Below are 26,608 nucleotides of genomic sequence, written 5' to 3'. Positions count from 1 at the left end.
CATGTGCAGACTAACTTGGATCATCGTCTTACTTGGAAGTGCCTTAAATATCTCAGCTCAAAAAGGCGACTTCCTACTCACACATCACTATCCAAGGAATTCTAATTTAGACAATTCTAACTTTGCAATCTCACACGATAGCTATGGAAGAATCTGTATTGCCAATCGATCTGGTATTCTCAAGTATGATGGTGAGGCGTGGGACTTCTACAAAACACCGGCAGCAGCACTTTCACTAGCAATAGATTCCGCCAATACAGTGTATGTAGGCTGCATTGGAGGTGTAGGATTGATTGACTTCCAAAAGCGAAGCATAGGCTACCGACCACTGGTGGAGCTTGATACGCTTCACGACCTTTTCTTTCAAACTCATCATTTGAGAAACAAGATTTACTTTTTAAGTACCCATCACCTTATCGTTTATGATATTAAATCTGGTGAAATCAAACAGCACAAAGGTGACTACTCCAACATCTATGAGCTGGATGCCGAAATGTTTGTCAATACACTCGATGACAAAACGTACTTGATCAACGATTCACTGACGATCATCAACCCAATCAAAAAAGTAAAATATACGGATAGCAGAAAGGACCAACCGGATTTAATCCTGGCCGAGAACGATAGTATCTACTTGTACAAAGACTTTGATTATCAGCCACTACCTCAGAATAAGCAACTCTACAACATTGGGTTTACTTTGAGTGAAATACAGTGGCTGAATGACTCACTTTTTGTTTGCTCTACAATTGAACGAGGCTTGGCACTTCTCAATATCAACGACCCGAATTACATTGAGGTAACAAATTTTAATGCGGGTCTCCCCGACAATGAAGTTTATACCATTCATGCAGACAATTCCAATGGAATCTGGGTTGCCCATCAGTTCGGAATCACCAACGTAACACCGCTTTTTCCAGCGTATAGCTACTCCCATTTCCCGGGACTTCACGGAAATCTCACCAGTGTACATACCTACAATGACGATCTTTGGATCACAACAAGTTTGGGGCTTTTTTATTTTACTGAGGATACCATTTTTGAGAACAAGGTTTATTACCAAAGAATAGCTGGTTCAAAGCCTCAACAGATAGAAGAGCAAGAAGAACCGGATAAAAAGAAACGTGGATTTTTTAAGGCCATTACCAGCATTTTTAAAGATGAAAAGAATGTAGAGAAAGTACAGGGACAGGAAAATAGTGCCAAATATGTCCGCAGAACCAAGAAGGTGCCAATAGAAATCAACTACAAGTTTGAGCAGGTAGAAGGTGCAAATGGAAAATTCTTTTCCGCCTTTCCATATCGGGACGAGATTCTGGCCGTCGGCACTATTGGTATTTATGAAATCAGAGACTACAAGGCTGAGATGATCATACCGGAGCGTGTAAGATCTTACATGGTCAACGATCTTGATCAGCTTATACTTAGCACTGCCGATTTCGAAATCAAGGTTTACAAGCTTATTGGTGATATATGGGTGGAAGAAATTAGTGAGCAATTTGAAGACCTGATCGTGAGCATGCGTCAGGACAAAGATGGAAATATGTGGATGGCAGGAACCACATCTGTATACAAAACGATCTCGACAGACACGTCTTTTACTGTCCTCAAAGAGTATAGACTAAATAACACGCATCTGGATGATGTAAACATCCTCCAGCGCAATGAAACACCATACTTTATCAATGCTCAGGGTTTTTTCTACTATGATTCTGTAGATGATAAAGTGAAAGAAGATTTGGAGTTGGAGAGACAAATAGGCTCACCGTTACATCACCTATTCGATCCGGTTGAAAACAGCGTGTGGGTGTTTAATGGACAAAAATGGTATCATCTTAAAGAGGATGGCACTATAGAAACAATGGAATACATGGGCGTTTTTCAGGATTTGAGAGCTATCTCACTGGACAAAAGCTCAGGCCACCTTTGGCTGCTCACCCCCGACAATGATCTACTAAAATACGACCCAACCAAAAGCGGAATTCTAAACAACAATCCATTTTTCCTTCGCAGGGTATCTAATGAAAAAGGAGATATCAACCAGAAAGAAAAATTCACCCTAGAATACGATGAAAACTACCTAAACATCCAACTGTCCAAGCCAGATTTTTTAGGACTCTCAAATCCTGAATTTCAGTACAAGCTAGAAGGGCTGCATAGTGAGTGGTCTGATTGGACAAACAGTAAATCGATTGACTATAGCTTTCTGCCTGAAGGCGACTACAAACTCTTGGTACGATCAAGAGATGCTTTTGGGAGAATGGAGGAAGGTGAAGTGTTGGCTTTTACTGTCAAGCCACCCTATTGGCAAACTCCCTGGTTTTATGCTATCCAAATTATCTTTTTTGGAGGGCTGGTTTATCTCTCCACTAAACTAAATCAGGATAGTTCCAAAAACAGGTTGCTAAGGAGTGGTTTGACTCTACTCACACTGGTACTTATCATTGAATTTCTTCAAAGTGCCATCGGGTCACTCTTCAATTTCAAAAGTACGCCTGTGGTAGACTTTTTACTGGATGCCTCCATTGCATTTATGATCTTCCCACTGGAAAGACTTCTTAGAGAGCTTATGACAAAAGGAAAGGTGCAGATTAAAAAGAAGAATATTCCATTAGTCCGAAAGGACTCCTCTTCCGAATAACCAGTTGCCTGGTGCATCGGGATCATCACTGCGAAAAAATTCCTTCACAGCGCGGATTAGCTCACCCCTGCTGATCAGGTCATCGTGATTACGATCAAGTTTTCTGAAAGACTTGGCTGCAAATCGTACTTCGATGCGGTATCCCACGAGCAAATCAATGTATTCATCAATATCGATGTAGCCATCATTGTCAGTATCAAAATTGTCAAAAATCTCTCCGACAAATTCATCCACATATTCAGTAAAAATGGCTTCATCACCATTCACAATCACCTGCTCCGCAAAATGTATCCAATGATCCCAGTTGGCCTTCCCGTCGTTATTGTTCACAAAAAGGTTGAAGTGATTCCAGCCGTCTTCAAATCGAGATTTTATTAAATCGTACTTTTCCTCACCCTCTCGTATCCTCCACAGAATGCACAGATTCTCTGCTATCCCCACAAAGTCCTCCTTCTCAATGATGCCATTCCGGTCAAAGTCCAGAATGTAGAAGAATCGCTCTAACTTATTAATTTGAAGTTCCGTCAGCATAGATGATTATTTGTTCCAAAAATAATTAATCCTGTTCTTTAAAAACTTTCTTTAACAGATCGGTAGTTCTGGCTGCAGGGTTAGCTCTAATTTTCTTTTCTTCTTCTGCAATCATATAAAACAACCCCTCCATAGCTTTTTCAGTAGCGTAGCTCTCCAAATCCGGATTCACATCCTCCACCAGAGGAATTTTATTGTATGAATTAATCACGTCAGCATAGTACTTAGTGGCTTTAGTCTGATCCAATGCCCTTTTCACGACCGGTGAAAACATGCTTCGCAACTCATCGCTGGTCGTTTTCTTGAGATAGTTGGTAGCTGCCTCTTTGTCGCTACCTTGCAAAATATTCCAGGCATCATTTATCGTCATTTGCTTGATTGCGTTTACGAAAATTGGCTTAGCCTCTTTTGCTGCTTCCTCTGCACCTCTATTCAGCGTCGTTACAAATCGATCTACCTGGCTTCCCAGCCCTACATCTCTCAGTGTGTTTTCTACCTTTTGGATATCCGGTGGAAATGGGATTTTAATGTTCGGATTTTTAAGGTACCCATCAACTTTACTCACCTTTTGAGTACCGCTTGTCGTCCCCTTCACAAGTGCTTCCTTTAGTCCTGAAACCACCTGCTCGGTTGTCAGCCCTTCTTCATAACCAATTGCATCGGTAATTGATTGGATTTGCTGAGCGGTACATCCTAAAAAAAGCATTGCCATAAATAGAATTTTAGCTGTCGACTTCATCTGCATCTTGGTATTTTTGAGTTTTTTAAAACTAGCGAATATTCCGCATTAATCTAATCGACCTCAATGCCTGCAAAAGCAATACTGATTTCCATTGGTGATGAAATTCTTTACGGCCAAACGCTTGACACAAATTCACATTGGATCAGTGGTGAACTCGATAGTTTAGGGATTCGTGTGATTAAAAAAATCACTATTGGAGATTCCAGAGAGGAAATTCTGGATAACCTGGCAGAATCAGAAAAGCTGGCAGATATGGTTTTAATTACCGGAGGGCTTGGCCCCACCAGTGATGACCTAACAAAACCCTGCCTCACCGAGTACTTTGGTACTCAGCTTGAAAGAAATGAAGAAATCCTAAGTCATATCAAGGGGATGTTTGAGCGGGCAGGTTGGGAGATGTCTGAGTCAAACGCCATGCAGGCGGACCTTCCTGCCAATTGCACTCCCATCAAAAATTCCATTGGCACTGCTGCAGGAATGTGGTTTGACCAGAATGATACGGTGTTTGTATCCATGCCTGGTGTCCCTTTTGAGATGAGACAGATGATGAAAGATTCTATCCTACCAAAACTCAAAGAAAAATTTGTACGGGACACTATCAATCACCGGATGATCCGAACTATAGGCATTGGCGAATCGAAGCTGGCCGAGATTATTAAAGACTGGGAAAGCCAACTTCCAAAGACCATTAAGCTAGCCTACCTACCAACAATGGGAGCTGTCAAACTCAGACTTACAACTTCCGGCGATAACGCTACCACTCAAAAGCTTGTTCAGGCAGAAATTGATAAGGTAATACCGCTGATAGAGAAATTTGTCTATGGATATGAAGATGAAGAGATTGAAGAAGCAATTGGAAGAATGCTGAAAGCCAAAGGAATGACGCTCGCCGTGGCAGAAAGCTGCACGGGCGGTTATTTATCTCATAAAATTACATCCGTACCAGGAAGTTCTCAGTGGTTCAATGGCTCATTTGTCCCCTACTCCAATCAGCTAAAAAACGAACAATTGCATGTTGATATGAAAATCATTCAGGAACATGGGGCCGTCAGTGAACCTGTTGTTTTAGCTTTGGCAAAGAATGTGAGAAAGGAGTTTAAATCTGATGTTGGAGTTTCAATAAGTGGCATTGCTGGCCCTGGAGGCGGAACACCCGAAAAACCTGTAGGAACAGTTTGGATTGGGTACGCAGATGCAAAGAAAAACGTAGCTAAGAAATTTCAGTTTATCAGAGATAGGGAGCTAAACATAAAGTACAGTGCGGTAGCAGCACTGAACATGATTAGAATAAACTTAGATAAGGATTAACAAAATTATTATCTTTGAAATCAAAATAAACAACCAAAAACAAAATATAATATGGCAACTGTAGAAATGGTAATGCCTAAAATGGGCGAAAGTGTGATGGAGGGGACGGTGCTTGCATGGCTAAAAAATGTAGGTGACACCATCGAAGAAGATGAGTCGATCCTTGAAGTAGCTACAGATAAGGTTGATACCGAAATACCAGCAACACATGCCGGAGTACTGAAGGAAGTTCTCGCCGGTGAAGGTGACGTGGTAGAAGTAGGTAAACCCATTGCTATAATTGAAGTAGATGGTGAAGCAGGTGGATCAACCCCATCTCCTGCTGAAGCCCCTAAGGAATCACCAGTAGAAAAGGCAGAGGAAATTTTAGAAACTGCTATGAGCACAGCCTCAGCTAGCAATGGCACGGCAGTACCAAGAACCTCTGATTCCGGTAAGTTCTTCTCTCCGCTGGTTAGAAGCATTGCTAAGGAAGAGGGGATTTCTGTTGCTGAGTTAGAATCTATTAGCGGTTCAGGAAAAGAAGGTCGGGTAACCAAAAATGACATTCTTGATTATGTAAAAACCAGAACTTCTGGTGCTCGTGTAGCAACTCCTGCACCTTCTACAGCCCCAACCATGGTATCAGCATCTCATCAGCCTATGCCAGTAGCTGTCGATGGTGGAGATGAGATCATCGAAATGGATCGCATGCGCAAGATGATCGCAGAACGAATGGTTGCCTCTAAGCATATCTCTCCTCACGTAACCTCATTTGTAGAAGCAGACGTAACCAAAGTGGTGGCATGGAGAGATAAAGTAAAGAATGAATTCCAGAGCAGAGAAGGTGAAAAACTCACCTTCACTCCTATCCTGATCGAAGCAATCGTTCGAGCCATCAAAGACTTCCCAATGATCAATGTGCAGGTAGATGGAAATAATATTGTGAAGAAAAAAGGTATTCACATTGGTATGGCTACTGCACTACCAACAGGAAACCTGATCGTACCAGTAATCCATAATGCAGATCAACTAAGCCTGGTGGGAATCACCAAGAAAGTGAACGATCTGGCCAAGAGAGCACGTGAGAACAAGTTGAAGCCGGATGAGCTGCAAGGTGGAACCTATACCGTGTCTAATGTTGGCTCTTTTGGCAATGTAATGGGAACACCAATCATTATGCAGCCTCAAGTTGCGATCATGGCACTTGGAGCTATCCAGAAAAAGCCATCGGTCATCGAAACACCTGAGGGTGATATGATTGGAATAAGAAGTAAAATGTTCTTATCTCATAGCTATGATCATAGAGTTGTGGATGGAGCTCTTGGTGGTATGTTTGTGAGAAAAGTAGCTGACTACCTGGAGGCTTACGATCTTAACAGAGGCATTTAATTGATCACGTGGGGCACTCGCACCACCATCACGACCATTCTGAAGGCAACATCAAGGTTGCCTTCTTTCTTAATTTTGGGTTCGCCATTATTGAGATCATAGGAGGCTTATGGACCAATAGTGTGGCCATCCTCTCAGATGCACTTCACGACTTGGGTGATAGCCTTTCACTCGGCGTGTCTTGGTATTTTGCCAAAGTGGCCAAGCGGGACAGAAACCAAAAATATTCTTACGGCTACAAGCGATTCTCCGTGCTTGGAGCATTGATTAATTCTATCGTGCTGGTAACAGGATCAGTCTTTATCGTGATCGAAGCAATTCCCAGACTATTCGATCCGGTAAATCCAAATACTGAGGGGATGATATATCTGGCGATCGGAGGAGTGATTGTAAATGGCGCAGCTGCTTTTAGGTTAAGCAAAGGGCACAGCCTAAATGAAAAAGCTGTTTACACTCATCTACTGGAAGATATTTTAGGATGGATTGCTGTTCTTATGGGGGCAGTTGTAATGCACTTCTGGGATTTACCGATCATCGATCCTGCTCTCTCCGTTCTTATTGCTGTCTATATTCTATTTAATGTTTTCAAAAACTTAAAAGAAAGCTTCCGTATTATTCTTCAGGGCACTCCATCTGATATTAACATTGATAAAATTCACGAGATAATAATCGACATCCCCGAAGTACTGGAAGTACATGACTGTCATATTTGGTCGATGGATGGAGAATACCACATCCTTTCTATCCACCTGGTTATTGGGAATGATCTTCCATTGTCACAATTAGAGGCTATTAAAAACGAAACTAAGAAACGAGTGAGTAAGCTTGGTATCAACCACACGACTATTGAGTTTGAAACCTCTTCTGAAAAATGTGAACCATGCTAGTTTTGCAGCAATGAGGTTATTATTCATCTTTATATCACTCTTGACTACCCTAATTGGCTACAGCCAGAAAAAGCACCTCACGCGAGAATTTCAAATAGAGAATGACAATGATGCTTACACGCTGAACCTCACGCGAGATCAATATTACAGCAATGGAGTTGCTATTCGATATCGGCATTTGATGGACTCCTCTAAATGGAAACCATCAATGGCAAAGGTGATTCGATCTTACGATTTAAATCATAGAATCTATAGCCCCCGACACCTTTTTTGGGAAGACTCAGCTGATATGGACCGACCATATGCAGGCCAGATCACTTTAGCTGCTTCAAACCAATATTATTACAATTCGAAAGCGTTTTTAAAAGTCAAATTGGAGCTCGGATGGATGGGACCTTCCCTCCGTACGGGAGACCTGCAATACGAATGGCATAAGGCTTTCGGAATGCAGCTACCTCTTGGATGGAAATATGAGATAAACGATGCGCCAATTATAAATACCTATGGGACCTATGCAAAAACACTTCTAAGTGGTGAAGTGCTCGATTTTACACCAGAGTCAAACCTTGCACTTGGTACCACCTTCACTCACTTGAGACAGGAGTTTGTAATCAGATTCGGAACCTTCAAGCCTATCCAGCATTCTACGTTATACAATGGTACATTGGGTATTGAAAAAACTAATCCTGGAGAACAGGAATTCTTTTTCTTCCTTAGCCCGGGTGTGGAGTTTGTTGCCTACAATGCCACCATAGAAGGCAATCTGATTGGGAAAGAATCCATCTATACCGAAACTCGTGAGCCATGGATATATCATGTACGAGCCGGACTGATGGCAAGCTGGACCAGGTTTGATTTAGCTCTTCTCTATTACCGACGAACAAAATCAACAACAGAAGCACGCCTACACAAGTATGTAGGCATTCGCATGAATCAGCGATTCTAATGACTATTGACTTCCATTTGGAAATTGGCGATCTTTAATAGAGCCTTAAAACCCCACTATTATGAAAAAGCTAATTCTATTCTCCCTGATTGGATTGCTCATTACGCCCTTCATTTCATGTAACAGCGATGAAGGTGATGATAATGATGTTGAGATTACTCTTGAAGGTACCCTTTGGGTATACTCTAGTCGTGTAGCTACCGGTTGTGACAACCCTCAAGATGATGAGAATGTGTCAGACATTCCATGCACAGAAAACGATTGTGAAACTATCACCTTAAACAATGGTATTTTGACAATTGTAGAAAAAGAAGATGGAAATACAGAGATTATAACTGCCACTTATATCATCACTGGAAACACCGTCTCTGTAAGTTTTGAAGAAGAGGGAACTGCCTATGAATTTGATATCGTTTATTCCATCAAAGCTGATATCCTAACGATCATGTTTACTTTTCCATTGGATGGATGCGACGTTGTTGAAACTTATGTAGCACAGGATTAAATTGAAAAATCACATTAAGAAAAGCCGGACATTTTTCCGGCTTTTTTTGCGCCTTTTGTAATATCCTTATTTTGATTGCATTCGATTGTACATTTACATCATGCAAGAAATTGATATTGACAATATTGAGCTTTCCTACCTGAGCCTGGATGACTATCAGGAGTTAAAAAAAGCCATGATAGAAGCTTACAAGCAGGTAGAAAACAATTACTGGGAAAAGCATGAGTTGGAAAAACTCATATCACTATTTCCTGAAGGTCAGGTTGTTATCAAAGTCAACGGGCAAATTGCTGGCTGTGCCCTGTCCATGATAACGAATAGCCGGATGGCACAAAAACGACATACGTATCGTCAAATAACTGGCAACTACACTTTTAGTACACATGAAAAGAATGGAGATATTTTGTATGGCGTTGATCTATTCATCAAGCCTGAATTTAGAGGCCTGAGGCTAGGTAGACGCTTGTATGACTACCGAAAGGAGCTCTGCGAACGGATGAACTTCCGTGGGATTGCATTTGGCGGTCGAATTCCCAACTATCACAAATATGCGAAAGATTTAACCCCACGTCAGTACATTGACAAGGTGAAACTAAAGGAGATTGACGACCCTGTGCTAAACTTCCAGATTTCTAACGACTTCCATGTTTCCAAAATCCTCAAGGGATACCTGGAAGGTGACAAGGAGTCGAAAGACTATGCAGTGCTATTGGAATGGGACAATATCTACTATGAAGAGGAAACAGACAAGGCCAGCAGTATCAAGAAGGTAGTGAGGCTGGGCTTGATCCAATGGCAAATGCGATCTTACAAAGACCTGGATGATCTGATGCAGCAAGCTGAGTATTTTATTGATGCCGTTTCTGACTACCGCTCGGATTTCGCCCTATTCCCTGAGTTTTTCAATGCTCCATTGATGGCCGAAAATAATCACATGTCTGAGCCAGATGCGATCCGAGAGCTTGCGAAGCATACGGAAGAAATTGTCGTCAGATTTTCAAGGCTGGCTACTTCATACAACATAAATATCATCACCGGCAGCATGCCCGAAATTAAGAATGACCGGCTATTCAATGTTGGTTATTTATGCAGGCGTGATGGGTCGGTGGAACGATATGAGAAATTGCATGTAACACCAGATGAATCAAAAATCTGGGGGATGGAAGGTGGCAAAACCCTTCAAACCTTCGAAACAGATTGTGGTAAAATAGGTGTGCTGATCTGCTATGATGTAGAGTTTCCTGAATTGAGCAGACTGCTCGCTGATCAGGAAATGGACATTTTGTTTGTTCCATTTTTGACTGATACACAAAATGGATACTCACGCGTGAGAAACTGCGCCCAGGCCAGAGCCATAGAGAATGAGTGTTATGTAGCTTTGGCTGGTAGTGTGGGAAACTTGCCGAATGTTCATAATATGGACATACAGTTTGCACAATCGGTTGTGTTTACTCCATGTGACTTTGCATTCCCAACCAATGGCATCAAAGCAGAAGCTACTCCCAACACAGAGATGATCCTCATCGCTGATGTGGATGTAGATGATCTTAGAGAGTTACACCAATTTGGAAGCGTGAACAATCTGAAGGATCGAAGGACTGATGTATATGAGTTACGAAAAAAGTAGCCTCATAAACAAAAAAACCAACGTATTTTTAGGGGTTTTTAAGTAGGGTTAGTACTAACCAATACATCAGCCAATTCCTTATTCATGTTAAAATTAAGAACTTTTTTATTCAGGATAAGTTTGTCTGATTAAATAAAAACATTATTTGTTAATTTATTTCCTCACTAACTCACCTAACAAATGAAAAAGCTTTTGATCCTTTTCCTAACAATGTTTTCCTGTACCGTCAGCCTCTGTCAAAAAACGGAGAGTCTTGATGGGATGAGTCAATCTGAAATTCGCTCACTATTGCTTAAGCAAAATGATTCAGACGAAGCAAGAGAGATGATTGTTAAACACAATAGGTCCAGGGTGACATCCTATGTATTTTTTACTTCTGCAATCGTACTTGGTGCTATAGCCGGCTCATCTAAAAATCCTGATAAGGACAATAAAAATTCAATTATTGCAACAACCTATGCATGGACTAGCGGACTAGTTGCGATTGCTTGTACGATTGCCGCGGAACAACGCTTTAAAAAGGCCAAAGCGATCTATTTGAATCAAGCAAGCATGTCGACGAATTACAAACCCTTTCTAAGGTCAGAATTAGAAATTCACAAATGGTCTGGACGATAAATCTGCTCTATCAGTCAAATATTCGTATTTATCATGAACAGTATTCTCAAAGCATTGATTCGCTATCCAGGAAGGAAATCAGGAGGCTTATTCTTGATCAAAAAGATTCAAAAAAAGCTAGAAGCTTGATGCAAACTCATAAAGCGACAAAAGGAATGTCCTTCCTTATGTACACACTTGGCATTGTGAGTCTGTCATCAGGAAGTGCTCCGAGCAATAGTCAAGAAGTGAACCTAGCAGGTATTTATGGAGGTATATTTATTGGAGCAGGTTTATTGTTTACAATTGTTTCCGAAAGAACTTATAGCGATGCAGTAAGAGCCTACAAGAAATTTTCAACTTCAGACCAACAATCTACCCAACTTTATTTGAGAGATAGTTCGCTCAATTATTCTTTAGACTAACGCTGATTCACTTAAATATCCCAGGCCTCATTGAGCTGAGAGATGGCATGGTGCCCGGTCATATCAAACTGGCAAGGAACGATAGAAACGTAGTTATTAGCTAGTGCCCATTCATCGTTATCCTCTCCTTTGTCATGATTGACGAAGTTGCCCACCATCCAAAAGTAGGTTCTTCCATAGGGATCCTTTCGTGCGTCAAACTCCTCCTCCCAGTTGGCATTTGCCTGACGGCACACTTTAATGCCTTTGATAGATTCTTTTTGTAAAGCGGGGAAGTTTACATTTAGGGCAATTCCTTTCGGTATACCATTTTTAAGGGCTTCCTCCGTTACTTTTTTAATGTATTCATCTATGTGCGACATCTCAGCTGAAGGATCATAATCACACAGTGAGAAACCTATTGAGGACACTCCCTCGATCGCTCCCTCGATCGCCGCACTCATGGTACCCGAGTAAAGCACACTGATAGAACTATTGCTCCCGTGATTCACACCTGAAACAATCAAATCAATTTTTCGTCCTTTCAGCACGTAATGCTTCGCCAGCTTCACACAGTCAGCTGGTGTTCCGCTGCACTCATAAGCCTCAATATCTCCAAAAATATCACTCTTATGAAGTCTTAAAGTGTCTCCCACAGTGATCGCGTGTCCCATCCCTGATTGAGGGCTGTCAGGAGCAACTACCACAACTTCACCCAGTTCCTTAACCACATTCACGAGTTTTCTAATTCCGCGAGAAGTTATACCATCATCGTTGCTTACTAAAATTAGTGGTTTTGACATGCTAAATTGAGTTATAAAAGGCTGTAATTCTCACTAAATCAGCCATTTCGTCTGTATCGAGTTTATTATCTTTTATGAACTTCTTGATATCCGACTGCTTCTTAGCCATGAAAGAAAGAAGTTCTTTTTTTCGACCTGTAAAGTAGGTGATCGTTCCATTCGAATCCATGAAAAAGTAAGAATATCGGATTACAAGCTGGGTGCCGGTCCCTCCACCCCAATAAGCCGACGAGCTATTTACAGTCTGACTCACGATATGCTCTCGAGCCATCAGCGAAAGCTTTCCTTCATAAACAAGCTCAAAAAAGACAGGGATTTTGTATCCAACATTAACTGTATAGGGAATAGAATAAAACTGACGGTAATTATTGAGGATTTTATCAAAAATCTCGAAATAGAAGACTTTATGGCTTGAAAAAGACTTAGTCTTTCCCTGGTGGATTACAGTCAAAATGTTAGCATCCAGGTCGTACTTCAAATCTCCCTTAATGGTATCCTTTTCAGTAGTGACCATGAATCCATCATGAAATACTTCAGAGGAAAATTGCTGTGACGAAAGTGTGAAGGTGATGCTTAAAAATAGAATTATTAATAGCTGCTTCATTTCAAAATTTCGTGTCCTAGTTTGTCTCGCTTTGTTTCCAAATACTTTTGGTTGTGAGTGTTTGGGGCAATTTCAATTCCAATATTTTCTACAATTTCCAAGCCATACCCCATCAGTCCTACTCTTTTCTTAGGATTATTTGTAATCAGTCTAAGTTTGGTAATTCCAAGCTTTCGCAAAATCTGGGCTCCTACTCCATAATCTCGCTGATCCGATTTAAACCCAAGTTCCAAATTGGCCTCCACCGTATCTTTGCCTTCTTCCTGTAGTTTATATGCTTTTAGCTTATTGAGTAACCCAATACCCCTGCCCTCCTGATTCATGTAGAGCACCACTCCTTTTCCATCTTTCTCTACCATTTGCATAGCGCCATGCAGCTGCCCTCCGCAATCGCACCGGCATGATCCGAAAATATCTCCTGTCACACATGAACTGTGTACCCTCACCATCACCGGCTCGTCCTTTTTCCAGGTACCCTTCACCAGGGCCAAATGCTCCTCACCAGTATTTATTTGCTTAAATGCTTTCAGTTGAAAATCCCCCCAATTGGTTGGCATTTGCACCTCTATTTCTTCCTCCACCATTGACTCCTGCTTCATTCTATACTCAATCAGATCAGCGATAGAAACTAGCTTTAGTCCAAACTTATCAGCAATCTTACGGCAATCAGGTAAGCGTGCCATGGTGCCGTCATCCTTCAAAATCTCAACCAACACACCCCCTGGAGTCAATCCAGCAAGTCTTGAAAAATCAACAGCCGCCTCAGTATGCCCTGCACGTCTTAGGACTCCTCCTTGTTTTGCCTTCAAAGGGAAAATATGTCCCGGACGTCCAAGATCAGTTGATTTGGTTTCCGGATTCACAAGTGCCTGAATGGTTTTAGCTCGATCTGAAGTAGAGATACCTGTAGTAGTTCCATGCCCTATCAAGTCCACAGAAACTGTAAATGGAGTCTCAAAAGTGGCCGTATTCTTACCTACCATCAAGTCCAGATCCAATTCTTTACAGCGATCTTCGAGCAGTGAGGCACAAATAAGCCCTCTTCCCTCCTTTGACATGAAATTGATAATATCTGGTGTGACCTTTTCCGCAGCACAAATGAAGTCTCCTTCATTCTCTCTGTCTTCATCATCAACCACGATGATCACTTCTCCATTTTTGATGGCCTCAATGGCCTCTTCTATTTTATCAAGCATTATTCTAACCTACTAATACGTTCCCCAATATTTTGGCAATCTCAACAGATACCATTTTCAACTCATTTATGTCATCCAAAAGTTCATCTACCTCAGCTTCATTTGTTGTATGCTTCAGCTTTTCAGTCTCCTCCTGGATCAATTGCTGCACAATCCGAAACTTCAAGCGAAGCACATTTGTATATGTGACATCCCTCAAAAATTCCGTCTCCCTTGGTACATGAATTTTGTATTTCTCACTCCAGTTTTCACTTATCTCATATTTGTCAGCACTAAGGTCAATGACAGTCTTTCTAACCTGCGCATCCTCGTGATTCAATAAAAACTCACCATCAATAACCTCCCCGGCCTTCAATCTTTCCTGAAAAATCTCCACAATTTTTCGATAGGTCTGATTGGTAAACTGAATTTCGTCCGCTTCGTTCAGGAAATAATCAATTAAATCTTGATCCTGTAATTCCCTTGTCTGAATTTTGTTTTTTCCGTAATTCACCAAAATCCGAATACTCTCCCTCTCCTGAAATTCAATGATTTTACTAATGTCCAGCTTGTCCACCAGATCTTCCTGCTCCATCGGAAATGGAGGCATTTCCTCAGGAATGGGGCCCTCATCCTTGCGCTGACCTTTCCTGTTTTGAATCAGGATTTTATTCTGCTCTGCTACTAGGACAGACTCGGCAATTCCAAGAAGATCGCTGCACTCTTTTATGTAAACCGTTCGCTTTACAGGGTCATTGATCTTGGTGATACTAGAAACAATGTCTTTAATTACACCTGCTTTTTTTACAGGATCATTACCTGTATCATCTAGCAGCACTTTCGTTTTAAAGCGGATGATATCCTGCGCATCCTCGGCAACAAAATCTCTGAATCCTGAAGCTCCAAGTTGTTTAGCATAGCTATCAGGGTCTTCCCCCTCAGGCAATGCCACGGCCTTCACATTCAGATCGCCTTCAAGTAAAAGGTCAATACCACGCATGGAAGCTTTAATTCCAGCCTGATCACCATCGAAAATGACCGTCACATTTTCGGTATACCTGCGAATTAGTTTAACCTGATCTTCCGTAAGGGCTGTACCGGATGATGCCACCACATTTTCAATCCCAGCCTGATGCATAGATATCACATCTGTGTAGCCCTCCACCAGGTAGCAATTATCTTCCTTCCTGATAGAGTTTTTGCCTTGATACATACCATAAAGCACCTTGCTTTTGTGATACAGCTCTGTCTCAGGACTGTTGATGTACTTCGCTGACTTATCAGTACTCGAAAGCTTTCTACCTCCAAATGCGATCGTCTTCCCGGAAACATTATGGATAGGAAACATTACCCTGCTACGAAACCGATCATAGTTCTTACCATCCTTGTCGATGACAAGTCCAGCCTCTGCAAGAAGTTCTTTATTATAGCCTTTTTGAGTAGCCTCGTTCAGCAATCCATCCCAAAGCTCCTTGGAGTAACCAAGCTCGAATTTCTTGATCGTTTCCTCTGTAAATCCACGTTCCTTGAAATAGGACAAGCCAATCGACTTACCCTCATCCGAGGTATGAAGTACCCTTTGAAAGTATTCATTGGCAAAATTGAGGACGATATACAAGCTTTCACGCTTATTTTGAGCTTGCTGAGCTTCATCAGACTGCTCTTCTTCTTTTACTTCAATTCCATACTTTCCTGCCAGGTATTTAAGTGCCTCCACATAGCTCAAACCATCTACCTCCATTACGAAAGTGATCGCATCACCCCCTTTACCTGAACTAAAATCCTTGAAAATTCCCTTGGATGGGACTACATAAAACGATGGTGTCTTTTCGTTTGTGAAGGGGCTCAGTGCCTTGTAGCTAGACCCAGAACGTTTGAGTGTTACAAAATCCCCCACCACCTCGACAATGTCGATTCGATTCTTTATCTCTTCGATGGTAGATGGATGGATCATAGTTGAAATTGGTCTGCAAAATTACCCGATTAATGGGACACCATCTGAAATGTAAAGGACTTATACGGCAATCTAAAAGTCAATCGAACTGATACGCAAAATTGGTGGTTTGATGTGGAGAAGAAAGTCTAGCTATAAACGCTCAAAAAGAGCTAAAGTGCAGGATTCATTTTAACTTGCGGCACGAATGGAATTGACGAAGGAAAATTTACTAAAAGCATTAAGTGAGGTCATTGATCCTGATCTGAAAAAAGATCTGGTATCACTCGGAATGATCCAGAATATTCATATTGATGGGAATAAGGCTGCATTTGATGTAGTGCTTACTACACCAGCATGCCCCTTGAAGGAGGTCATAAAAAAAGATTGTGAGGAAAAGATTCAGAAACATCTAGGCGATGTGAAAACAATCATCAATATGACTTCCAATGTCACGACCAAACGAGACGAGGGACCTGTGCTTCCTGGTGTGAAAAACATCATCGCAGTTTCATCGGGAAAAGGTGGTGTGGGGAAATCTACCATTGCGGCTAACCTAGCTGTGGCACTAGCGAGATCAGGTGCAGACGTAGGGTTGATAGATGCTGATATCTATGGACCGTCTATACCTACCATGTTCAACTGTGAGTTTGAGCAACCTGGGATCGTTCAAGAAGATGGTAAAAATAAAATTGTACCGATTCAACAATATGGCGTAAAACTCATTTCTATTGGATTCCTTACAAATAGTGAAGATGCGGTAGTTTGGAGAGGTCCAATGGCAAGTTCTGCTTTGAGACAATTTATCTCTGATGCAAAGTGGGGAGATCTTGACTACCTAATCATAGACCTGCCTCCGGGTACCAGTGACATTCATCTAACCTTGGTTCAGGCAGTGCCTGTTACTGGGGCCTTAGTAGTCACCACTCCTCAAAAAGTGGCACTCGCTGATGCACAGAAAGGTATTTCCATGTTTAAGCAGCCTCAAATCAATGTTCCAATTTTAGGATTAGTAGAAAATATGGCCTGGTTTACTCCGGAGGAACTTCCTGACAATAAATACTTTATCTTTGGAGAAGGAGGAGGTAAAAAGCTTGCAGAGAAGAATGAGATTGAATTGTTGGGGCAGATACCTATTGTTCAATCAATTAGGGAAAGTGGAGATAGCGGGTACCCGGCAGCAATGAAAGATGGTGATTTATCAGAATCATTTAAGCAACTTGCAGAGAAAGTAGCTCAGCAGGTAGCTATCCGAAATGCCTCACAGGCAGAGACTAAAAAAGTAGAAGTGACCGTTTAGTATATGTCAGAACTAGTAGAAAAAGTAGAAAAAGCCCTGAACACGATTAGGCCCTATTTGGAAGCTGATGGTGGAGATGTGAAGGTATTGGAAGTGGATAAAGACATGAATGTGATACTAGAGCTGATGGGTAACTGCGGTTCTTGCCCTATGTCTACCATGACACTGAAAGCTGGTGTAGAAGAGGCGATCAAGCGCGAAGTACCCGAAATCAAAAGCGTGCATGCCGTTAATGTTACTTCGCCGGACGATCCAAACGCCAAACTTCCATTTGCTAACTAATGAACCCATGCGAAGTGGGGTCTTTATTTTTATATTTCTTATTTGCCTGAGTGTTTCAGCACAGGAAAGGTGTGGAACAGTAGCACCATCCACTGGAGAATTTGAAAATTGGTTAAGCACTAAAATAGCTGAAAGAACCTCTCAAGCACGACCTTTAGCAACGCTCTATCAAATACCTGTGGTCGTTCATGTTTTCCACAAAGGTGAGCCAATAGGTACTGGTGTTAATCTATCTGATGAGCGAATTAAAGCTCAAATAGACTCACTTACAGCTGATTTCCGTCGCATGAATGCCGATGCGATAAACACGCCATCCGAATACAGCAGTATTGCTGCCGATGTAGAAATCGAGTTTGTACTAGCTAAGCAAGATCCTGCCGGTAACCCTACCAATGGCATCAATCGGCTGAGAGGATCACGAGACAGCTACCGGGCTAATTCACACCGACCACTGCTCAGATCTGAAAGCTACTGGCCGGCGGAGCATTACCTCAACATTTTTGTGCTGGACCTTCAGGTTTTCTTAGGCTATGCATCTTTTCCACTCATCTCACTAGAAGGCATTACCAATGATGCGGATGATTTCACTTTCGATGGGGTACTCATTGATTATGAATATTTTGGTGTAAATCCTTCAGCTAGTGCTTTCGAAAGCTATGGCCGCACGCTCACACATGAAGTTGGACACTGGCTTGGTTTAAGGCATATCTGGGGAGATGGTAACTGCTCGGTGGATGACTTTGTGGATGACACCCCCTTAGCCGACAATGACAATGGGGGATATACCTCACCATGCGATTGGCCCAATCCCGACGATGATGAAGTATGTATCATGGGTGAACCCGAAATGTTTCAGAACTATATGGATTATACAGATGATGTATGTATGAACCTATTCACTGAAGGGCAAAAAACACGGATGCGAACGGTGATGGATAATGCCCAAAATCGATTTTCACTTACAACATCGCCCGGCCTCAGCGAACCGACTAGATTCACGGATGATCTGGCCGCTACAAATATCTTGAGTCCAAAAGAAGCTGAGTGTAGCACAAATTTTATTCCTATGCTCCGATTGGTGAATTATGGAACAAATGAAGTTACCTCCTATGATGTTCAGCTCTATAAAAATGGGAATCCTATTGGAGGAGTGCAAAGCATAGTAACTTCCCTGGCACCACTTTCTTCAGATACAGTGGCATTTGCAACACAATCAATAAATAACCCACCAGGCTCGGTATCATTTGAGATTAGTAATGTAAATGGAACGATAGAGGGAAATCCGGCTAACAATACGATTTTGAAAGCAGTCTCTGCAACTAGTACGCTTAACCTACCATTCTATGATTCCTTTGAAGGTGCATCGCAAGTATTAGGATTAACAGGAGCTTCATTTCCATGGGAAGTTGTAAACGCTCCAAAAGAAACTCCCTCCAACCAAAGCCTGGTTTTCAAAGCTCATCAAAATGCTGAATGGTTTGGTGAGACAACCATCATCAAGACGCCCATCATGAATCTCCAAGGGATTTCGTCAGGAGATTTAGAATTCAGTTATGCATATGCAAATCCACCAAATGCATTTTATGATGGTTTGATGGTGAAGGCAAGTATTGATTGTGGTGAGACTTTTCCAGATGTCATATTTTCAAGTTTTGGACCTAATCTAGCCACTGCAACTCCAACCTCGGCCTCTTTTACGCCTGCAAATCAATTAGAATGGGTTGATACAGTATTGAGTATAACGGAGTATAGAGACATAGATGGTGTTCAATTTGCGTTTGTTGGGATCAATGGAAGTGGAAATAATATTTACCTTGATGACATTGCTGTTGTCGAGACCAACCTCTTTGAAAATGACGCCAATGCAATAAGTCTAAATGGTCCATTGATTACATGTGCTGCATCAACAGAAGTTGAATTGCGAATCAGAAATGTAGGCTCTCAACCAATCACATCATTTACAGTGGAGTATTACATAGATGGTGATACGTTAGAATCAACCTTCAATGCATTAAACATACCATCAAAAAGCTTTGCAACATTCCCTTTGATCATAGATAACCTCGTTGTAGGTGAAAATGTAGCCGGTGCAGAAATAATTATGGTTAATGGAGTCACAGACGAATCCTTGCTTGACAATCTCATAAGCACAATAGTCTACAGAGATACTCAGCATGATGAATACCCATTGATAGTAGATTTTGAAAGTCCTGATAATTGGACTGTGGCGGTTGAAGGATCTGATACTTTGTGGGTACGATCGAATCTTACTCCTTCCAAATCACTTAGAGCAAAAGGATTTAATGCTTCAGAACTTGGAAAAAGAAGTTGGTTTATAAGTCCAAGACTTCACACAGGAGGTCTTGATAGTGCCGGTTTATATTTTAGAGCATCATATGCATCCAGAAGCGGGTTTCAGGATAGACTCCAGGTTTTAATGTCAACAGATTGTGGAGAATCCTATTCAAAAACACTTTTAGATGCAGATTCTGACTCTCTCGCCGTGTCTGAGGAAACGCAAATATGGCTGCCATCAAATGATATGGACTGGAAAGAGTTCCGGCTGGACCTTTCACATTCATTTTTCTTTAATGAAGACATAAGAATTGCATTTGTGTTTACCCCTGGAGGAGGGAATGACCTCTATATAGACGACATCAGTATACGTGGAAATGAGCCTCCGTTTTATGAGGATGTGATTAGAGTTTATCCCAATCCAGCGGTGTTAAGGTTCAATTTGGGACTTAATCTCCCCCGAAAAGAGCCCGTGACTATCAGGTTACTGGATATGAGTGGGCGTATTGTCTTTGAAGAATATGTTGAAAATGCTTTGAATCAAATTCTCGAATACACCGCTCCCAGTCAACAAGGTTTGTATTTTATAAATGTTGTTGGAAATCAATTCACTGCCTCTCAAAAACTGTTTATTAGTCGCTAATTGATTAGGTTTATCACTTTATTCTAAACGCATTATGTCATTCAAAAAACCAGCAAGCATTAAAGACTTTTTGATCCATTTAGGAGTACTCATCGGAGGATCAGCTCTTATTATTGTAATTGTATTTTATATCTGGCTGCCTGTGACTACCAATCATGGCGAAACGATTACAGTACCAAATGTTCAGGGAATGACGGTTTCTGAGCTAGGCGATTTTTTAGAAAAAAGAAATTTAAGGTTTGAAGTCACTGCAGACTCAAGCTACTCTCCTGACCATCCACCCTTGGCTGTACTGAGACAAGTACCAAAGCCTAACACCAAGGTGAAAGAAAATAGAAAAATCTACGTTACTCTGAATGCAGAAAGTCCCCCGAAAGTAAGAATGCCTAAAGTGGAAGACCTGTCTCTCAAAAGTGCAAGGATGGTACTTAAATCTTATGACTTAAAACTAGGAGAAGTGAAGTTCATTCCTGACCTCTTTTTTGGCGTAGTACACGAAGCTCGCATGAACGGACGCATTGTGCTGGAAGGAGAGCGAATTGAAAAAGGCTCCATTATTGATTTGGTTGCAGGAGATGGATATGGAAATACTATATTTCAATCACCCAACCTGATCGGCCTGGATCAGGAGGAAGCAGAAGTTGCCATCATTGGTTCTGGTTTGAAGATTGGAAAAATAAATACGACAAGTAAATCTCAAGCTGGATTCAGCGTGATCGATTCATTGGGGAATGATGCTTTAGATTATCGAGACATAGCTCCAGGAACTGTACAACAGCAATACCCAAGACCTGAACTAAGAGTGAGAATAGGCGATCCAATAGATATCTGGATTTACAAACCTGATACAGTGAGTACCACAACTACGATTTTGGATAATCAATGAGAGTAGCACTGCTAATCATACTGCTTTGCGTCTCTCAATTGACTTTTTCTCAATTGACCGTGAGACCTATTGAGAAATACGAGAACATATCGCGTGGCAGAGAAGTAAAAAAAACAAAAGCTGTTAACCCAGCAACACTCCCCTTTTGGGATGATTTTTCCATTACAGCAGACTCTCCAGATGGTATCCGGATCTGGGGTAATGATACCACTTCGCAATGGAATGCTGAACTAAGCAAGGATGTATATGTCAACGCTACCCTCGCAGTAAACCCACCTACTTATAAAGTTGCAACCTTTGATGGTGTTGATGCAGATGGTAGGTTTCACGGATCTGGAAATCCCTGGGCAGATCAGCTGGTGTCAGACACCATTAACCTGAAAGGTACAACCAATGTAGTCCTCTCCTTTTATTGGCAGGCAGGAGGTAATGTAGAAATGCCGGATGAAGGTGATTCCTTAATTCTCCAGTTTCACAGAATACTAGACGGTAATAGCCATTGGGAAACCGTATGGAAGCAAGACGGTGGAGATCTGGAGTCTGATCAGGATTCGGTATTTACTCAGGTTACAAGAAATGTCGCTGCTAAATTCAGGACACAAAAGTTCCTTTTCAGATTCCAGTCATTCGGAGATAAGAACGGACCTTTTGATGCCTGGCATGTGGATTGGATTTATCTAAATGATAGTAGGCAAAACGATGACTTTTATTACCAAGACAGAAGTTTTACAGAGCAATTAACAGGGCCATCATCTCCATTCAAGTCTCTTCCTATTTCTCACTTTAATTCTCTAATTAGTAACCGAAGAGATGTGCAGACCATAAATGCCAATAATCTTGATGGAGACCAGTTTCAAGTCACTGAGTATCAATTTTCTGTTCGAGAGTTAAATAGAAATATCTTACTTGCCGATGAATTATTTGGCTCAGGTAGAGGCTTTGGTCCTCTTCAAATAAACCCAGACCCATTTAAGATCACCATAAATAGGACATTACAGTTTGATAGCTTGGACTATTCAATAATGGATGGAGTTGATTCTGTCGTCCTTGAAACACAAGTGTATATTGATGCCTCCTTTGACGACTTTTTGGATGGAACAAATGTCAACCTAAAAATCAATGACACTATCCGAACAACATATCTACTTCATAACTATTATGCCTTCGATGACGGTACAGCTGAATTTGCTGTTGGCAATAATGTAAACAAGGGTCAGGTGGCTGTTCAATATTGGCTGGAGGAAAGGGACACACTCACGCATGTAGACATTCACTTCCCAAAGATTAACCCCCTGAGTGATGGCAGAAATCTTATCTTAAAGATTTACAAACAACTTAACGATGAGGGCTTGATCAGAAGTCAGCGGGTATCTGTTCGTACCGCGTCTTATATCAACGAGTTTCAAAGATTCCAGCTTGCCTCACCCGTTGTTTTATCCGACACTTTTTATGTAGCCTATGAACAGGATACATCTGATTATGTTGGTATCGGTTTTGATCGGAGCAACCCGGAAGCCTCCAAGTACATCTTTCAGAATAACACTGGGGTTTGGGAACGAAATACCAAACTCTCTGGTGCCTTGATGATTCGTCCGGTCTTTGGCAAACCAAGTGATGAGATCGTAGCAAATGTGCCTGATAAACCTAAAAAGCTCATTGTATACCCCAATCCAACTAGCAGTTCTATCCAAATTGATGGAGACTATGAATCCATCTCCGTGATTGATTTTTCAGGTCGTATATTACTTCAAGAAGAGGTTAATCGAGTTCATGATTTTTCGAGTCTGAAGGCAGGATTATATTTGCTTACAATTCACCGAAAAGAAGGTGATCAGACCATTAAAATCATCAAAGAATGAACGAAGATATCACTTGCCAAAAAGTAAAAGAGCGTTTAGAAAACGGCGAAAAGTTTAACTTCATAGACGTTAGGGAAGAATGGGAATATGAGGAAGCAAATATTGGTGCAACACTCATACCTTTAGGCGACCTGCCAAATAGGATTTCTGAAATCGAGCATTTAAAAAACGAAGAAATCATTGTCCACTGCAAGTCGGGTGCACGATCAGGCAGAGCAAAAAAATTCCTTAACTCTCAGGGCTTTACAAATGTGCGAAATATGGAGGGTGGAATTACAGCTTATCTGGAGCTTTAGAAACCTTCTACAACCAATGGCTGGGGACTAAAGCACAAAATGAAAATGATCAGTGCTACCCAGCCTAGTATCTTCCTCCCTGTCGTCAATGGACGATTATCAATCACTTGCGGATGATCCACACCAATAAATCTTCCAATCAAAACAGAGAAGAGCAGCCAGCCGGTGTATCCTTCTACTTTGAAGATAGATGACACAAAAAATTGTACTGTCAAAATTACCGTAGCGAACAAAAGACGATCCCGTTTCTCTCTAAAAACACTGAATGCAGACCAATAAACTATAAAGAGATATACCCCAATACTGATTAAAAAGTTGGCGATGCTCTCGAGTGAAGTATTAATCAAATCGGCAGAGGTGACCCATCCAAGACCAGCGTAAAAAAGAAAAGCTGTAAAAAGCACACGTGAAATCACTGCATGATTCTTTGCGCCAAAAAGCCCAAACAACACATGCCCACCATCAAGCTGACCGATTGGCAGCAGATTTAAAGCTGTGAAGAAAAATGCGAGATACGCTGCAAGTAAAACCGGATAATGCATGAGCTCACTGGAGCTTGGAATATAGCGATCATCAGGTGCCAAATATTTTCGTCCCAGATTCATCAGTATATTATCTCCAAACGAGATTGAGCCTGGGGTATTCGTATAAATCGAATCAGGCCTCATGTCATAAGCCTGTCGGTCAGGGTTCAAATCACTTTTGAGAATCAGTGTATCCAGTCCTTCCATCCGTTCCGCAAAGTTTTCACCAAACACTTCGTATTCAGGATGCACCTCATAGATATACTCCGTTTCCGGCAAATTGGTGAAGCCATAGATCAGTAACGCAACTGCCACCACAAACCCTGCGATTGGGCCTGATACACCTACATCGAAGTACTTGATGCGACTTACAATATTTTCTCTGATTCGGATAAATGCTCCCATCGTGCCAATGGTAGGCATACCCAAAAATCCAAACCACATTGGGATGTAGTAAGGTAGAGATACCTTGATTTTATGATATCGGGCAGTGAAGTAGTGTCCAAACTCATGGACAGTCAGGATGAAAAGAAATGGAATTGAAAACTGAAAGCCGAACAAAAAATCATCCCAGGTCATACCGAGAATCACAAATTTCCCAATTGTCCACTCTGCACCTGCAAATGTTGTAGTGATCAACGTCACCACAAACAAACCAAGCTGGATGAGTTTGGTTTTTTGATTCTTATCCAAGCCCAAATATTTCGTTTAGTTGTTTGTCAGGATCGAAAATCTGTATTGCCTTCATTCCTGCTTTTTTTGCGGCCTCCACATTGTCCAATCTGTCATCCAAAAACAACATCCTGGAGGCGTATAAGCCAATATCTTCAATAACAAAGTTGTAGCAGTTAAGGTTTGGTTTCCGCATGCCAATCTCGTGGGAATAGTATACCTCTTTTACAAAGTCCCTAAGACTAAATTTACCAGTTTCTTCCATGATCATTTCCTCATAGGCAATCTCATGGATCATGTTGGTGTTGGAAAGAATAAACGTATCAAATCGCTCACCTATTTTGAGAACCTTATCCATCCGTTCCTTGGTAATAGACTTAAGCATGCTATTCCAGATATCTTCAAACTGGCGCTCGCCCATATTTGTTCCTAGAAGCTTATTTATACTAGCTCGAAACTCCTCAGGACCGATCATTCCCATTTCAAATTTTTGTAAAACAGGGGCAGTCACCACCAGCTCTTCTATCTCCTCTTGATTCTTTTTAGCTACTTCAGAAAATCGGCGAATTACTCGCGGGTAGTCGAGATCAATCAGTACATTTCCAAAATCAAAAATTATGGCATCAATGCCTTGTAGTAGGTCTGACATTCGTTGGGTATTAAATGGCAAATATGTAATATTGCGCTCCCTTTTGAAAGAAAGATTGGGCCTATAACTCAGTTGGTTAGAGTAACTGACTCATAATCAGTAAGTCCCAGGTTCGAGCCCTGGTGGGCCCACTTTTAAAAACCTCACATTGTGAGGTTTTTTTGTTTAAATGGCTTGAGGAGAGAAGTTTATCCTGAACGATAGTGAAGGAAGCCCTGGTGGGCCCACAAACAAAATGCCCCGACCAAATTGGTTGGGGCTTTGTTTTTGCACTCGTTCCATACGATGCGCTAATTATACCATAAGTCTTTCTGAATAAGGGCCTTAGGAGATGAAACTGCCATGAGGAAGATTAGCAATATGACAATCAGTAGTGCCACTTCTAAACGGTTTGTGATTCCGTTTGAAGCTATGATCTGATTTGATGTTTCGAGAAGGCGCTTTCCTTCAAACAACTGTATTTCAGATAGCCTATCTAAATCTTCCAGGATCAAATCGTATTGATTGTCTAGTGCTTTTCTAATTGATCTCTGCTGAGATAGAGTAGGATTATGAATTATTTGATTCTCAAACTCTTTCGAAACACTGATGTCTTTTTTAAGCTTCCGAAAAATGACGATTTCTTTCTCCGTCAACTTGGTACGTTCATAATCATAAATGAGCTCATCAACAGAGTGATTCGCAAGAGCTATTTTTTCAACTAACTCATTGTCATTATTAAGTGCCACCTTTTTTGAATTCATCATTTTCGATAAATCAAAGATGTAGTCTTCTGCCACCAACCGATCCTCATAGATTGAGGTAACTGTTTCTTCCAAATCCAACAAATGCTTTTTGTGCATAGTCGCAATCATGGATATCATCAAAAGCACCGAAAACAGAATAAGTGTTTCGTTTCTTTTTTTACTTAGAATTCTTTTCCATTTCATGTCCGTATCATTTAGTGAATCTTTGTTCTATTTGTTCGCAACCATCTCTTAAGCTCAGTCTGATCATTTGGGCTTAAATATTTAAGCGCCTTTTTATACTCCTTTTCAATTAGTTCTGGACTGAAACTAAGCTTACTCAGAAGCACCTTGCAGTACTCCAGCATGGTCATTGTATTTCTTTTTCTATTCGTCATGTCGA

Annotated in this window: 25 protein-coding genes and 1 tRNA gene; 16 read left to right on the top strand and 10 right to left on the bottom strand. The window is 41.3% G+C overall.

Features of this window, described 5'->3' with window-relative positions; all coding sequences use genetic code 11:
• Position 1: 1 nt before the first annotated feature.
• Positions 2-2,641 carry a triple tyrosine motif-containing protein gene (locus tag ACEQZT_RS05200; protein WP_370087925.1) on the top strand — a complete coding sequence of 880 codons (2,640 nt, stop codon included), beginning with the start codon at positions 2-4 and terminating at the stop codon, positions 2,639-2,641.
• Here ACEQZT_RS05200 and ACEQZT_RS05195 read toward each other — a convergent pair.
• Both ACEQZT_RS05195 and ACEQZT_RS05190 read right to left on the bottom strand, forming a co-directional pair.
• Positions 2,612-3,172, bottom strand: coding sequence for an EF-hand domain-containing protein (locus ACEQZT_RS05195; protein ID WP_370087923.1), 561 nt, complete (start codon positions 3,170-3,172; stop codon positions 2,612-2,614). The two genes, ACEQZT_RS05200 and ACEQZT_RS05195, sit on opposite strands and share 30 nt — an antisense overlap.
• A gap of 25 nt (positions 3,173-3,197) precedes the next feature.
• A complete protein-coding gene (locus tag ACEQZT_RS05190; RefSeq protein ID WP_370087921.1) occupies positions 3,198-3,917 on the bottom strand; it encodes a DUF4197 domain-containing protein in 720 nt (239 codons plus the stop codon).
• Between the two features lie 60 nt (positions 3,918-3,977).
• Here ACEQZT_RS05190 and ACEQZT_RS05185 point away from each other — a divergent pair, with 60 nt between their 5' ends.
• From ACEQZT_RS05185 to ACEQZT_RS05150, 8 genes are all read left to right on the top strand, one after another.
• On the top strand, positions 3,978-5,222 hold the full coding sequence (locus tag ACEQZT_RS05185; RefSeq protein WP_370087919.1) for a competence/damage-inducible protein A: 1,245 nt from the start codon (positions 3,978-3,980) through the stop codon (positions 5,220-5,222).
• Between the two features lie 51 nt (positions 5,223-5,273).
• Entirely contained in the window at positions 5,274-6,593 is a 1,320-nt protein-coding gene (locus ACEQZT_RS05180; RefSeq protein ID WP_370087917.1) for a dihydrolipoamide acetyltransferase family protein, read from the top strand.
• An 8-nt stretch (positions 6,594-6,601) separates the two neighbouring features.
• Positions 6,602-7,480: a cation diffusion facilitator family transporter gene (locus tag ACEQZT_RS05175; RefSeq protein ID WP_370087915.1), complete on the top strand. Its 879-nt coding sequence runs from the start codon at positions 6,602-6,604 to the stop codon at positions 7,478-7,480.
• 10 nt (positions 7,481-7,490) lie between these two features.
• Positions 7,491-8,426, top strand: coding sequence for a lipid A-modifier LpxR family protein (locus ACEQZT_RS05170; RefSeq protein WP_370087913.1), 936 nt, complete (start codon positions 7,491-7,493; stop codon positions 8,424-8,426).
• Positions 8,427-8,487: 61 nt separating this feature from the next.
• A complete protein-coding gene (locus ACEQZT_RS05165) occupies positions 8,488-8,931 on the top strand; it encodes a hypothetical protein (protein ID WP_370087911.1) in 444 nt (147 codons plus the stop codon).
• A 100-nt stretch (positions 8,932-9,031) separates the two neighbouring features.
• Positions 9,032-10,558 carry a bifunctional GNAT family N-acetyltransferase/carbon-nitrogen hydrolase family protein gene (locus ACEQZT_RS05160; protein ID WP_370087909.1) on the top strand — a complete coding sequence of 509 codons (1,527 nt, stop codon included), beginning with the start codon at positions 9,032-9,034 and terminating at the stop codon, positions 10,556-10,558.
• Positions 10,559-10,738: 180 nt separating this feature from the next.
• Positions 10,739-11,176: a hypothetical protein gene (locus ACEQZT_RS05155; protein ID WP_370087907.1), complete on the top strand. Its 438-nt coding sequence runs from the start codon at positions 10,739-10,741 to the stop codon at positions 11,174-11,176.
• Entirely contained in the window at positions 11,161-11,580 is a 420-nt protein-coding gene (locus ACEQZT_RS05150) for a hypothetical protein (protein ID WP_370087905.1), read from the top strand. The genes ACEQZT_RS05155 and ACEQZT_RS05150 overlap by 16 nt, the downstream gene beginning before the upstream one ends.
• A gap of 11 nt (positions 11,581-11,591) precedes the next feature.
• Here the strand turns inward: ACEQZT_RS05150 and surE are convergent, their stop codons facing one another.
• The 4 genes from surE to dnaG are packed head-to-tail and all read right to left on the bottom strand — an operon-like array spanning position 11,592 to position 16,095.
• The gene (gene surE / locus ACEQZT_RS05145; RefSeq protein WP_370087903.1) at positions 11,592-12,362 is read right to left on the bottom strand and encodes a 5'/3'-nucleotidase SurE; all 771 of its coding nucleotides are present in this window, start codon (positions 12,360-12,362) and stop codon (positions 11,592-11,594) included.
• Position 12,363: 1 nt separating this feature from the next.
• On the bottom strand, positions 12,364-12,966 hold the full coding sequence (locus tag ACEQZT_RS05140) for a hypothetical protein (RefSeq protein WP_370087901.1): 603 nt from the start codon (positions 12,964-12,966) through the stop codon (positions 12,364-12,366).
• Complete coding sequence (locus tag ACEQZT_RS05135) at positions 12,963-14,162, bottom strand: bifunctional 3,4-dihydroxy-2-butanone-4-phosphate synthase/GTP cyclohydrolase II (RefSeq protein WP_370087899.1); 1,200 nt, start codon at positions 14,160-14,162, stop codon at positions 12,963-12,965. The genes ACEQZT_RS05140 and ACEQZT_RS05135 overlap by 4 nt, the downstream gene beginning before the upstream one ends.
• Before the next feature lie 4 nt (positions 14,163-14,166).
• Entirely contained in the window at positions 14,167-16,095 is a 1,929-nt protein-coding gene (dnaG, locus tag ACEQZT_RS05130; protein WP_370087897.1) for a DNA primase, read from the bottom strand.
• A gap of 187 nt (positions 16,096-16,282) precedes the next feature.
• Here dnaG and ACEQZT_RS05125 point away from each other — a divergent pair, with 187 nt between their 5' ends.
• The 6 genes from ACEQZT_RS05125 to ACEQZT_RS05100 are packed head-to-tail and all read left to right on the top strand — an operon-like array spanning position 16,283 to position 23,635.
• Positions 16,283-17,374 (top strand): Mrp/NBP35 family ATP-binding protein, encoded by a 1,092-nt coding sequence (locus tag ACEQZT_RS05125; protein ID WP_370087896.1) that lies wholly within the window; start codon positions 16,283-16,285, stop codon positions 17,372-17,374.
• A 3-nt stretch (positions 17,375-17,377) separates the two neighbouring features.
• A complete protein-coding gene (locus ACEQZT_RS05120) occupies positions 17,378-17,656 on the top strand; it encodes a NifU family protein (protein ID WP_370087894.1) in 279 nt (92 codons plus the stop codon).
• Positions 17,657-17,663: 7 nt separating this feature from the next.
• Positions 17,664-20,594, top strand: coding sequence for a choice-of-anchor J domain-containing protein (locus ACEQZT_RS05115; protein WP_370087892.1), 2,931 nt, complete (start codon positions 17,664-17,666; stop codon positions 20,592-20,594).
• 34 nt (positions 20,595-20,628) lie between these two features.
• On the top strand, positions 20,629-21,480 hold the full coding sequence (locus ACEQZT_RS05110; RefSeq protein WP_370087890.1) for a PASTA domain-containing protein: 852 nt from the start codon (positions 20,629-20,631) through the stop codon (positions 21,478-21,480).
• Positions 21,477-23,339: a T9SS type A sorting domain-containing protein gene (locus ACEQZT_RS05105; protein ID WP_370087888.1), complete on the top strand. Its 1,863-nt coding sequence runs from the start codon at positions 21,477-21,479 to the stop codon at positions 23,337-23,339. Before ACEQZT_RS05110 ends, ACEQZT_RS05105 begins: the two co-directional genes overlap by 4 nt.
• Complete coding sequence (locus ACEQZT_RS05100) at positions 23,336-23,635, top strand: rhodanese-like domain-containing protein (protein WP_370087886.1); 300 nt, start codon at positions 23,336-23,338, stop codon at positions 23,633-23,635. Before ACEQZT_RS05105 ends, ACEQZT_RS05100 begins: the two co-directional genes overlap by 4 nt.
• Here the strand turns inward: ACEQZT_RS05100 and ACEQZT_RS05095 are convergent.
• Together ACEQZT_RS05095 and ACEQZT_RS05090 are read right to left on the bottom strand one after the other, a co-directional pair.
• Complete coding sequence (locus tag ACEQZT_RS05095; RefSeq protein ID WP_370087884.1) at positions 23,632-24,852, bottom strand: site-2 protease family protein; 1,221 nt, start codon at positions 24,850-24,852, stop codon at positions 23,632-23,634. The genes ACEQZT_RS05100 and ACEQZT_RS05095 overlap by 4 nt on opposite strands.
• Positions 24,845-25,480 (bottom strand): HAD family hydrolase, encoded by a 636-nt coding sequence (locus ACEQZT_RS05090; RefSeq protein WP_370087882.1) that lies wholly within the window; start codon positions 25,478-25,480, stop codon positions 24,845-24,847. The genes ACEQZT_RS05095 and ACEQZT_RS05090 overlap by 8 nt, the downstream gene beginning before the upstream one ends.
• Positions 25,481-25,537: 57 nt before the next feature.
• On the opposite strand from ACEQZT_RS05090, the gene ACEQZT_RS05085 reads away from it, so the two are divergent.
• Positions 25,538-25,611 (top strand) — tRNA-Ile (locus ACEQZT_RS05085).
• Between the two features lie 159 nt (positions 25,612-25,770).
• Here the strand turns inward: ACEQZT_RS05085 and ACEQZT_RS05080 are convergent.
• A complete protein-coding gene (locus ACEQZT_RS05080) occupies positions 25,771-26,409 on the bottom strand; it encodes a hypothetical protein (RefSeq protein ID WP_370087881.1) in 639 nt (212 codons plus the stop codon).
• Positions 26,410-26,420: 11 nt separating this feature from the next.
• Positions 26,421-26,603 carry a hypothetical protein gene (locus tag ACEQZT_RS05075; protein ID WP_370087880.1) on the bottom strand — a complete coding sequence of 61 codons (183 nt, stop codon included), beginning with the start codon at positions 26,601-26,603 and terminating at the stop codon, positions 26,421-26,423.
• Between the last annotated feature and the right edge of the window lie 5 nt (positions 26,604-26,608).

Origin of the sequence: Ekhidna sp. (assembly GCF_964218185.1) — a bacterium.
Classification (GTDB): domain Bacteria; phylum Bacteroidota; class Bacteroidia; order Cytophagales; family Cyclobacteriaceae; genus Ekhidna.
This window is presented reverse-complemented; position numbering and strand designations above follow the sequence as displayed.

Bases quoted from the DNA above. Each gene is read 5' to 3' on its own strand.
- ACEQZT_RS05140 (WP_370087901.1), bottom strand. From the start codon at position 12,966: ATGAAGCAGCTATTAATAATTCTATTTTTAAGCATCACCTTCACACTT.
- ACEQZT_RS05115 (WP_370087892.1), top strand. From the start codon at position 17,664: ATGCGAAGTGGGGTCTTTATTTTTATATTTCTTATTTGCCTGAGTGTT.
- ACEQZT_RS05110 (WP_370087890.1), top strand. From the start codon at position 20,629: ATGTCATTCAAAAAACCAGCAAGCATTAAAGACTTTTTGATCCATTTA.
- ACEQZT_RS05075 (WP_370087880.1), bottom strand. From the start codon at position 26,603: ATGACGAATAGAAAAAGAAATACAATGACCATGCTGGAGTACTGCAAG.
- ACEQZT_RS05155 (WP_370087907.1), top strand. From the start codon at position 10,739: ATGAAAAAGCTTTTGATCCTTTTCCTAACAATGTTTTCCTGTACCGTC.
- ACEQZT_RS05165 (WP_370087911.1), top strand. From the start codon at position 8,488: ATGAAAAAGCTAATTCTATTCTCCCTGATTGGATTGCTCATTACGCCC.
- ACEQZT_RS05160 (WP_370087909.1), top strand. From the start codon at position 9,032: ATGCAAGAAATTGATATTGACAATATTGAGCTTTCCTACCTGAGCCTG.
- ACEQZT_RS05125 (WP_370087896.1), top strand. From the start codon at position 16,283: ATGGAATTGACGAAGGAAAATTTACTAAAAGCATTAAGTGAGGTCATT.
- ACEQZT_RS05090 (WP_370087882.1), bottom strand. From the start codon at position 25,480: ATGTCAGACCTACTACAAGGCATTGATGCCATAATTTTTGATTTTGGA.
- ACEQZT_RS05185 (WP_370087919.1), top strand. From the start codon at position 3,978: ATGCCTGCAAAAGCAATACTGATTTCCATTGGTGATGAAATTCTTTAC.
- ACEQZT_RS05195 (WP_370087923.1), bottom strand. From the start codon at position 3,172: ATGCTGACGGAACTTCAAATTAATAAGTTAGAGCGATTCTTCTACATT.
- ACEQZT_RS05180 (WP_370087917.1), top strand. From the start codon at position 5,274: ATGGCAACTGTAGAAATGGTAATGCCTAAAATGGGCGAAAGTGTGATG.
- ACEQZT_RS05190 (WP_370087921.1), bottom strand. From the start codon at position 3,917: ATGCAGATGAAGTCGACAGCTAAAATTCTATTTATGGCAATGCTTTTT.
- ACEQZT_RS05105 (WP_370087888.1), top strand. From the start codon at position 21,477: ATGAGAGTAGCACTGCTAATCATACTGCTTTGCGTCTCTCAATTGACT.
- surE (WP_370087903.1), bottom strand. From the start codon at position 12,362: ATGTCAAAACCACTAATTTTAGTAAGCAACGATGATGGTATAACTTCT.
- ACEQZT_RS05120 (WP_370087894.1), top strand. From the start codon at position 17,378: ATGTCAGAACTAGTAGAAAAAGTAGAAAAAGCCCTGAACACGATTAGG.
- ACEQZT_RS05100 (WP_370087886.1), top strand. From the start codon at position 23,336: ATGAACGAAGATATCACTTGCCAAAAAGTAAAAGAGCGTTTAGAAAAC.
- ACEQZT_RS05150 (WP_370087905.1), top strand. From the start codon at position 11,161: ATGGTCTGGACGATAAATCTGCTCTATCAGTCAAATATTCGTATTTAT.
- dnaG (WP_370087897.1), bottom strand. From the start codon at position 16,095: ATGATCCATCCATCTACCATCGAAGAGATAAAGAATCGAATCGACATT.
- ACEQZT_RS05200 (WP_370087925.1), top strand. From the start codon at position 2: ATGTGCAGACTAACTTGGATCATCGTCTTACTTGGAAGTGCCTTAAAT.
- ACEQZT_RS05170 (WP_370087913.1), top strand. From the start codon at position 7,491: ATGAGGTTATTATTCATCTTTATATCACTCTTGACTACCCTAATTGGC.
- ACEQZT_RS05080 (WP_370087881.1), bottom strand. From the start codon at position 26,409: ATGAAATGGAAAAGAATTCTAAGTAAAAAAAGAAACGAAACACTTATT.
- ACEQZT_RS05135 (WP_370087899.1), bottom strand. From the start codon at position 14,162: ATGCTTGATAAAATAGAAGAGGCCATTGAGGCCATCAAAAATGGAGAA.